Raw genomic sequence first — 8,078 nt, 5'->3', positions numbered from 1 at the left:
TTCTCATCAAAGGGAGAAAAAACTTTTAGGCACCCAAATAGGCACCAGCAAAAAGTTGAACTAGTAGTTACCAAAGTAAATTCAATAGATTAAAAAACCAATTCAGACTCCGCCAGCCCACCAAAATTCTCCATCGGTGATTACCAGAGTCATCCGATGAAGTCCTGAGAGCCCGCACGGCGCAAGCCCTGCGGGCTTTTTTGTGTCTGTATCGGTCTGGCGGGAATGACTGAGGACCGCAGCCTTGTGGTGCCTTTTTGGGCTCCAGGAGAAAGAGCCAAAAAACGCGGGTCCTAAAATGGTAAAACTCATTAAGAGGCTCATTGCGGCTGAAAGCACAAGCATGAAGCCTTCAGAGCAGACAGCCCGAATATCTGTAATGGGTCAGGCAACGGTTGCCTGCACAATATGAGAAACCGCTGCGACTATTCAGGCAAGGCAATCAACGGCATGGAAAAAGAGCTCTTCCGTCATGATGGCATTCTCTTTTTCGCTCTGATGTTCACGGCGGATAAACCAGCCCGTTTCCGGCGCCATGCTCAGGTAAAACAGCTGAGTGATTCCGGGGGCATTAACCCGCATTGTCATGCAGCCCGTTTCCACACCTCGACAGAGCTGTTCAGGTACTATGCTGACGTGACGATCGCCGTTCTGGAGCCGGATTGTGGTGATGTCATAACGGCATATACCGCTGTTCAGGCTATAGCCGATCGTGCTCAGATCATGGATATGCTTTGTTGATAGAATGATCTCAATGCCGGAACCCGCAAACCACTGGCTGATTTGCTGCACCAGCGCATCCATCCGGCGGCGGAATGCCTGAATTTCCGCCTCAGCGGATTTATTGCCGGGCGGTATGCTATCGGAGTTCTGCTGCACTTTCTTAAAAAAACGTTCTCTGGCCGACACGTTATCGCCCCCGTTAACTTTTAATACGTTGTGAGATATGCGCTGAGCGGCATTCTCTTTTTTTCATCGCCGCTCCCGCCACCTTATTTTTCGTAAACAGATTAAGCGCACAGCACTGCGGCACGGGCGGGATCGATGGCAATCAGCTCGGCAAGCAGGCGGTCCATAGCAGACTGCAGGCGGTTTTTGTCGGTTTCACTGCGCCCGGCCTTCATGCGTAGCAGCCTGAGGTGGCGGGCTTTGACTTCGAACAGCAGACCTGTCTCCCATTGTGCCAGCGGAATTCCGGCAGCATCCGCGCCCAGTTCCGCCAGCAGGTGTTGCGCCAGCTCATTTTTGCCGGTCTGCTCGGCAATACGCGCCATCAGCAGGCGCAGCAGCCAGCGGCTGCGCACGCTGGTGATACCCGGGCGGTTCTGCAGCCAGGCCAGCGCCGCCTCCGGGCCGTCGCTGTCGGCAACCGCGAGGGCCTCCGGCTCCAGCAGCAGAATATCGTCATCGCCGGATGCGGTAGCGGCGCTGGCGGCAGTATCATCCCGCCAGCCTGCGGCGTTCTCCAGCACCTGCTGTTGTATCCAGTTCAGCGTGACCTCATCGGCAAACGGCGTGCCGTCGTTAAATGCCAGTCCTTCCAGCCCCGTCAGCCGGGTCAGCAGCCCTTTCAGGTCATTCTGAATAATAGCGGCTTCCGCTTCCCGCCCAGCCTTCAGCAGAGCCTGGTGGATATACCACTGCAGGTCCAGCCACAGATGATTCGCCCCACGAGAAAACATCCCGTCAGCCTGTTCCAGCAGTTCCGTCCAGCTCTGCTGGAGATACAACCGCTTCAGCAATGCCCGCTGGTCCGGCTTCGGCGGTTCAATACGGGTTCTGCCTTCTGCTGATAGCGGCGGCAGCTGATTTAGCGTGTCGTGGCGAATGCTTTTCATCAGATGGTGAGCGGCCAGCCAGCCCTCCGGCTGGTCACCGAGATATTTCGCCAGGATACGCGCCTGCGTCAGCAGTTCCTGGCCGGAGGTGATAGGGCTCAGCGCCGGCGTATAGTTGTTTGCCTGAGAGGGCGAAACATCGCTGACGTTCTGCGGCACGACGGCATCCGGGCCGCCCGACTTCAACAGACGGGTCTCGAGGACGCCGCACAGCGCATCGGGGACAGTCCCCTCCTGCGCCTGCTCCATCAGCAATAATGCGCCGCTGATACGCAAGGCATCAGTACTGCCGGCCTCGGGGTACAGCGACAGGCTGTCAAGCATCCGCTGTCCGGCGAGCCAGTCAAATGCGGCCCTTCGGCTGCGCTCCCGCAGCGGGTGCAGCTGCTCGCCAAAACCCTGCATCAGCCCGGCCAGCAGTTCCAGTCCGTCCGCCAGACCGCTTTCGCCATCCCGGTGCAGCCGCGCCCACGCGTAATATGAGGCAACGCGAATATCTTTGGTCACGGTGGTGAGCAGTTTTTCGGCCAACCTACAAATCAGATCGCTATCCGCACCGGTGATCTTGTTCACCTCTTCGCGCATCAGCTGGAAATCATCATCGTAGCCGGGATCGTCCCCCGCGGGTTTATCGGCTGACAGCGGCTGCAGCCAGTTGTTCCACAACAGCAGACGTTGTTGCGTTTGTACCGCCAGCGCATCAGCAGCGGCCTGACAGACTGAAATCAGAGTATAAACATTGGCCATCAGTACATCTCCTCTCCGGTCAGCGCGGGGCAGGCTGCCAGCGCCGTTCGGGCCACGGAATCAGCCACCTGCGCGTCCAGCATATTCCCGGTTAATCCATTAAATAACGCACGCCGTTTATTTCGGGGCCAGCGCGCTCATTTCGTCGCGTAATTCCTGCGTTAGCGCCGGGTCTTTCAGGATTTTTTCGAACTCTTTTCTGAAAATGCGTGCCCTGGGCACCTCATTCTGGAACGTATCAGCCATAGCGGTCCCTTCCCGTGAGGAATAATGTGTTAAAGATAACGGCGTGTGATGACCAGGATATAGTAGAGCAAAGCGCCAAAAAATATCAACCTGCCGGCCCCAAAGTCCATTATAAGACTTTCCTCAGACATCTTAAGGCAAATGTAAAAATGAAACGCATCAGACAAACAAAGCCGGTATGTAATAACAACCTTTTGCTTACAATAAAGGCTAAGTGTATACCTGGCAGAGGAATATGAATTAAATTCATATCTGAATAGACGGAGTTGATTGATGCAAATCAATGTGCAGCGGAAATAAAGATCATTCCTGACACTGAAAAAATCGCGAATAGCGAAGTGTGAAATAAATTATTTTTTATGGTTTACAGGCTGTAAGCCGCCCGGCTCTGGGCATAAATATGGTTATAATTAATGGCTGGCAAGATTAATATAAAATTCACAAATAATATCCGGCAGATATCAAGTCGGGATTCATTGGGAAAGCAACAGAGGTAGGATCGCAGTTCCGTCTTCATACTCGTTGAGAATGGTAATATGCTGCTTTTCACACCTCGCCCCGTATGACGAAGCGGCGCATTACGCCGGGGAGGCCTCGGGCGTCACCGTCTTTGAGTCAAACCTCATGCAGCTGGATTGACTGCTGCCGGAAGCGATCGGTTGAAAGCGCGATGGGCAATATTCTGCCCGCCAGGCGATAGTTGCAGCCATGATGTCCGTCCCGGACATCTGACTGCCCCCCCCTGGTATGCGGGCGATGGCTTTGCGGACACGCAAGTCGGCGGGGAGCCGCTATCGATCGCTCAGGGAATGAGTTCGAAGGTAATGGAGATTAAGGTATCCGGATTCAGGTCCGCTGGCGTGCTGCTATACAGCGAGCCGGCCTGTCCATATAGCGTGACCGTTCCGCCTTTTAATCCGGATGATAATACTTTGGCCATTAGCGGATCGATTTGCTTATCGTAAACCATCTTTGAATTCATCGTATTGAGTATCGGCGTACCATCAAGCTTCTTCTCTAGGATATTCATAGACAAAGTCTCATTCGACTTGTACGACTCCTTTCCTTTTTTATCAACCACAAAATAGACACCATTAGGCAAAATCTCATATTTCTTGTTTTTGATTTTAGCCATGATTCTTTTTTCAATATCGACGTACTTAGACGATAGTTGTTCGTTAAGCATGTTAACGATACTTTCTATTTCATTTTCTTTAATTTTAAGTTTTTTATTATAAGCGTCGTTAAACCCGGAAACCAACGCTGAAGGCGCCAGCTTGACATTATTGTCGGCCATTTTATTCACATCGGATAGCGCTTGGGTAAGGTAGAAAACGCCGAGCGCATAGGCATTTTTATGACTTTTATCCGCAAGGCTTAAATCACTTTGCTTGATGGCCAGGCTATCGATCGTAGACTGTAATTTTTTATTTTTATCGTTTAAAGCAGCGACTGAAACATCATATTCTTTCTGCGCGGTTGCGGCGGCGGCGTTCAGCTCGGCGTTCTTTTTGGTCAGCGCATCAAGCGCGGTTTTCTGCTGCTCTTCCCTCTCCGCGTGCTGCTTGTTCAGCATGGCGATCTGCGCCGACAGCGCACGGGTGGTCTCATCCTGCTTTTTCTGCGCCGCTTCGGCGGCGGCGGCCAGCTCGGCGTTCTTTTTGCTCAGCGCATCAAGCGCGGTTTTCTGCTGACCTTCTCTCTCCGCGCGCTGCTTGTTCAGCATGGCGATCTGCGCCGACAGCGCGCGGGTGGTCTCATCCTGCTTTTTCTGTGCAGATTCGGCAGCGGCGCGCAGTTCCAGATTCTTTCCCGTCAGCGTATTGATCGTCGATTTCTGCAGGTTCTCACTCTGCTCCTTCTGCGTTTTCAGCGCGGCAATCTGCACAGATAGCGTGCGGGAGGTCTCATCCAGTTTTTTCTGCGCCGCTTCGACAGCGGCGGCCAGCTCGGCGTTCTTTTTGCTCAGCGCATCAAGCGCGGTGGTCTGCCCGCTTTCGTTCTGTGCACGCTGTGCCGTCAATGCGGCAATCTGCGCCGTCAGCGAGCGGGTGGTCTCATCCAGTTTTTTCTGCGCCGCTTCGGCAGCGGCGGCCAGCTCGGCGTTCTTTTTGCTCAGCGCGCTCACGGCGGCAGTTTCGCCGCTCTCTTTCCGTACACGCTGTTCACTCTGAGCCTTCAGCTCGGCGATCTGCGCCGACAGTTCGCGCGTCGTTTCAGCGCGCTTTTTCTCCGCCGCTTTGGCGGCAGCGCTCAGCTCCGCATTCTGTTTCCGCAGAGCGTTAATCGTACTCTCTGTTTTATTCTGATGACTTTTTTTTCTGACGACGTCCTGCTTCTGAGGCGTTTTTTTATCAGGGCTATCGTTATTTTGCTTAGACGAGACCGACTCCCCGCTGGCGGCGCCTGAGGCCGGCGGATTGTTTATTTCGAGTTTCGATATATTATCAAGGAAGTCTCCCGGCTCAGCACGAGCAGGAAACACAACAATAAGGGTAAAAAGAGCAAATACAATCGCAGGACCTCGTAGATTGCATATATTCAGTTTCCCCTTAGCGTCCATCATCTGGCCAGCCCATCCTTGAGTTCAGCTTTTCTTGCCCGGCTTTCAAACTCTTTAATTAATTTCTGCGAAATGCTATTACACTTATCGTTTATCTTGTATTCAAAAAGCGGTGTAATCGTTGATTTTACGCTGGCGGAGGTTTGGTCTGAAACAGAAGCATAAAACTTAGCGTCATTGATTAAACCATACAGCTCGTTTGAATCCTGCTGAAACTTTTTATCGAGCTTAACTAAAGCGTCGGCATCCTGGATACACTGCTGTAAAGCAGGAACCTGCGCGGGCTGTTCATTTTGAATGACATCTTTTTTTATGAGTGCGCTCTGCGGTTTTTTACCATTAGTACACCCCTGTAATAAACCTACAGAAATGCACACCAATGCCAATAAGCTATTTCTTATCATCTTCCCATCCATTAGAAAAAAATACGTCAAAAATATATTTATCGATTGCAGCAGAAAAATTTTTAACAAACAACGTCAGGCGTTGGATTTAACATTAATTCAGAAAAAACACACAAAAAGGTCATTTTTTAACCAGATCAGGAATGGGAATTATCCAGGTGCAGGACGATATTTTTATCTAAGCTTTTTCTCACCACCATATGATTAATGGCACATTACCTTATATATGCCTGATATTGAGCGGTCTTTTTACAATTCTAATCAGGCATAAGCTGTTACTCATTCAATGCGAATCTCATTCGCTCCACTTCGGTCTGGCCACCGTATTCTTCTTGAGTAGATTGCGAAACTCCTTCAGATAGGGTTCGTTGCTGCGCCCGCGCTTGCATATCGCCGAGAAGGGAGATTGAAAGCCAAACTCATTGGGCAGCAGTACGCGCAGGCGATTCTCCTTAATCCACGGCCAGGCGTAGTGCTCGGGAAGGTAGCCGATATATTTCCCGGAGAGGATGAGCAGCAGCTGCGCATCGACGGTTTCAACGGTCGCGCTGCCCTTGCTGAACCCGCGCCGCCGCAGATCGCTGGTATTCCAGTAGCTGCGCGTCACCAGCGGACACTGGCTGATCAGCTCTTTATCGAGCTGTCGACTGAAGAACATGGGATGCAGGTCGCTGCAGTAGAGCCAGTGCTGCTCGCGATAGAGCGGTTCGCTGATGATGTTATGCACCCGCGAGTTGTAGCTGCCGATGGCGAGATCGATATGGTTATTCAATACGCCGTTAAGCTGTTCCGCCGGGGTACGGATAATCAGCTTGATATGCACATTAGGAAACTTATCGCTAAAGCTGCGCAGCACGACCGGCAGCGACAGCGCGGTCTCCGTCTCGATGGAATCGAGCGTTGAGATACAAATCGTGCCGCTATGCTCGCCTTTCAGCAGCGCCGACTGGCGCTCCAGTTCATTCAGTTCGCTCAGCACGCGGATCGCCTGCTGTAAAAAATGCTGCCCTTTTTCGGTCAACGCAAAGCCGCCGCGCCCGCGCTGACACAGGCTAAAGCCAAGCTGGCCTTCCAGCTGCGACATCGCATTGCTGATCGCGGAAACGGAAATCCCCAGCTCCTGCTGGGCCCGGCCATAGCTCTCAAGACGGGCCACCGCCTCAAAAACCTGGAGCTGTCGAATGTTAAGCGTCGCGTCGTTAAGCATAGCGTCTTAGTTCACTAATAAATGAACTAAGTATTTGCGGCAGACGATTTAAAGTCCAGCACATCTTTCGCACTATCCCTGCTGTTGAGTTTTGTTTGTCAGATTCAGGAGCTGAAATGGATAACGTCTTTCATCAACCGCAGGGTGGCAACGAGATGCCGCGTTTTGGTGGCCGCGCCACGATGATGCGCCTGCCATTTATCGAAGATTTACAGGGACTTGATGCAGCGTTTGTCGGCATCCCGCTGGATATCGGAACCTCACAGCGTTCCGGAACGCGCTACGGACCGCGCTATATTCGTACCGAATCGGTAATGATTCGCCCGTATAACATGGCCACCGGCGCCGCGCCTTTTGATTCCTTGTCGGTGGCAGATATCGGTGATGTACCGATCAATACCTACAACCTGCTCAAATCGGTGCAGATTATCGAGGATTACTACACCGGTTTAAATAGTTTTCCGCTTATCCCTCTGACGCTGGGAGGCGATCACACCATTACCCTGCCGATCCTGCGCGCGCTGACCAAAAAGCACGGTCCGGTTGGGCTGATTCACGTCGATGCCCACACAGATACCAACGATGAAATGTTCGGCGAAAAGATTGCCCACGGCACCACCTTCCGCCGCGCCGTCGAAGAGGGGCTGCTGGATCTTAAACGCGTCGTGCAGATTGGCCAGCGCGCGCAGGGCTACGCCGCCGGTGACTTCCAGTGGGGCGTCGATCGCGGTTTTCGTCTGGTTCAGGCCGAGCAGTGCTGGCACAAATCTTTGACTCCGCTAATGGCCGAAGTGCGCCAGCAAATGGGGGCTGGCCCGGTTTATCTCAGCTTCGATATTGATAGCCTCGACCCGATCTGGGCCCCCGGCACCGGAACTCCGGAAGTGGGCGGACTGACGTCGATTCAGGCGCTGGAAATCGTGCGCGGCTGCCGCGGTCTGAACCTGATTGGCTGCGACCTGGTCGAGGTCTCGCCCCCCTATGACGTCAGCGGCAACACGTCCCAGCTGGCCGCCAACCTGCTGTATGAAATGCTCTGCGTTCTCCCGGGCGTGAAATATCCATAGAGGAAA

At 52.8% G+C, this 8,078-nt stretch carries 6 protein-coding genes and 1 pseudogene; 1 reads left to right on the top strand and 6 read right to left on the bottom strand.

The window, feature by feature from the left end:
- Nucleotides 1–429 precede the first annotated feature (429 nt).
- The 6 genes and pseudogenes from FQK12_RS16735 to FQK12_RS16710 all read right to left on the bottom strand — a co-directional run bounded on the left by FQK12_RS16735 (nucleotide 430) and on the right by FQK12_RS16710 (nucleotide 7,005).
- Nucleotides 430–909 carry a hypothetical protein gene (locus FQK12_RS16735; RefSeq protein WP_014226459.1) on the bottom strand — a complete coding sequence of 160 codons (480 nt, stop codon included), beginning with the start codon at nucleotides 907–909 and terminating at the stop codon, nucleotides 430–432.
- A gap of 101 nt (nucleotides 910–1,010) precedes the next feature.
- Nucleotides 1,011–2,585 (bottom strand): type VI secretion system protein TssA, encoded by a 1,575-nt coding sequence (tssA, locus tag FQK12_RS16730; RefSeq protein ID WP_014226460.1) that lies wholly within the window; start codon nucleotides 2,583–2,585, stop codon nucleotides 1,011–1,013.
- A 117-nt stretch (nucleotides 2,586–2,702) separates the two neighbouring features.
- A pseudogene (locus tag FQK12_RS27470) lies at nucleotides 2,703–2,789 on the bottom strand (type VI secretion system contractile sheath small subunit); the annotation flags it as partial.
- A gap of 844 nt (nucleotides 2,790–3,633) precedes the next feature.
- Nucleotides 3,634–5,397, bottom strand: coding sequence for a hypothetical protein (locus tag FQK12_RS16720; RefSeq protein WP_047683684.1), 1,764 nt, complete (start codon nucleotides 5,395–5,397; stop codon nucleotides 3,634–3,636).
- Nucleotides 5,394–5,798: a hypothetical protein gene (locus FQK12_RS16715; protein ID WP_014226465.1), complete on the bottom strand. Its 405-nt coding sequence runs from the start codon at nucleotides 5,796–5,798 to the stop codon at nucleotides 5,394–5,396. Before FQK12_RS16715 ends, FQK12_RS16720 begins: the two co-directional genes overlap by 4 nt.
- A gap of 295 nt (nucleotides 5,799–6,093) precedes the next feature.
- Complete coding sequence (locus FQK12_RS16710) at nucleotides 6,094–7,005, bottom strand: LysR family transcriptional regulator (RefSeq protein ID WP_004135102.1); 912 nt, start codon at nucleotides 7,003–7,005, stop codon at nucleotides 6,094–6,096.
- Nucleotides 7,006–7,121: 116 nt separating this feature from the next.
- Here FQK12_RS16710 and speB point away from each other — a divergent pair, with 116 nt between their 5' ends.
- Nucleotides 7,122–8,072 carry an agmatinase gene (gene speB, locus FQK12_RS16705; protein ID WP_014226466.1) on the top strand — a complete coding sequence of 317 codons (951 nt, stop codon included), beginning with the start codon at nucleotides 7,122–7,124 and terminating at the stop codon, nucleotides 8,070–8,072.
- The last annotated feature ends 6 nt before the right edge of the window (nucleotides 8,073–8,078 follow it).

It is taken from the genome of Klebsiella sp. ME-303, from assembly GCF_007910085.1.
GTDB classification, from domain to species: Bacteria; Pseudomonadota; Gammaproteobacteria; order Enterobacterales; family Enterobacteriaceae; genus Klebsiella; species Klebsiella michiganensis.
This window is presented reverse-complemented; position numbering and strand designations above follow the sequence as displayed.

Excerpts from the sequence above, each read along its gene's own strand:
- FQK12_RS16715 (WP_014226465.1), bottom strand. The coding sequence starts at position 5,798 with ATGATAAGAAATAGCTTATTGGCATTGGTGTGCATTTCTGTAGGTTTA.
- FQK12_RS16710 (WP_004135102.1), bottom strand. The coding sequence starts at position 7,005 with ATGCTTAACGACGCGACGCTTAACATTCGACAGCTCCAGGTTTTTGAG.
- tssA (WP_014226460.1), bottom strand. The coding sequence starts at position 2,585 with ATGGCCAATGTTTATACTCTGATTTCAGTCTGTCAGGCCGCTGCTGAT.
- speB (WP_014226466.1), top strand. The coding sequence starts at position 7,122 with ATGGATAACGTCTTTCATCAACCGCAGGGTGGCAACGAGATGCCGCGT.
- FQK12_RS16720 (WP_047683684.1), bottom strand. The coding sequence starts at position 5,397 with ATGATGGACGCTAAGGGGAAACTGAATATATGCAATCTACGAGGTCCT.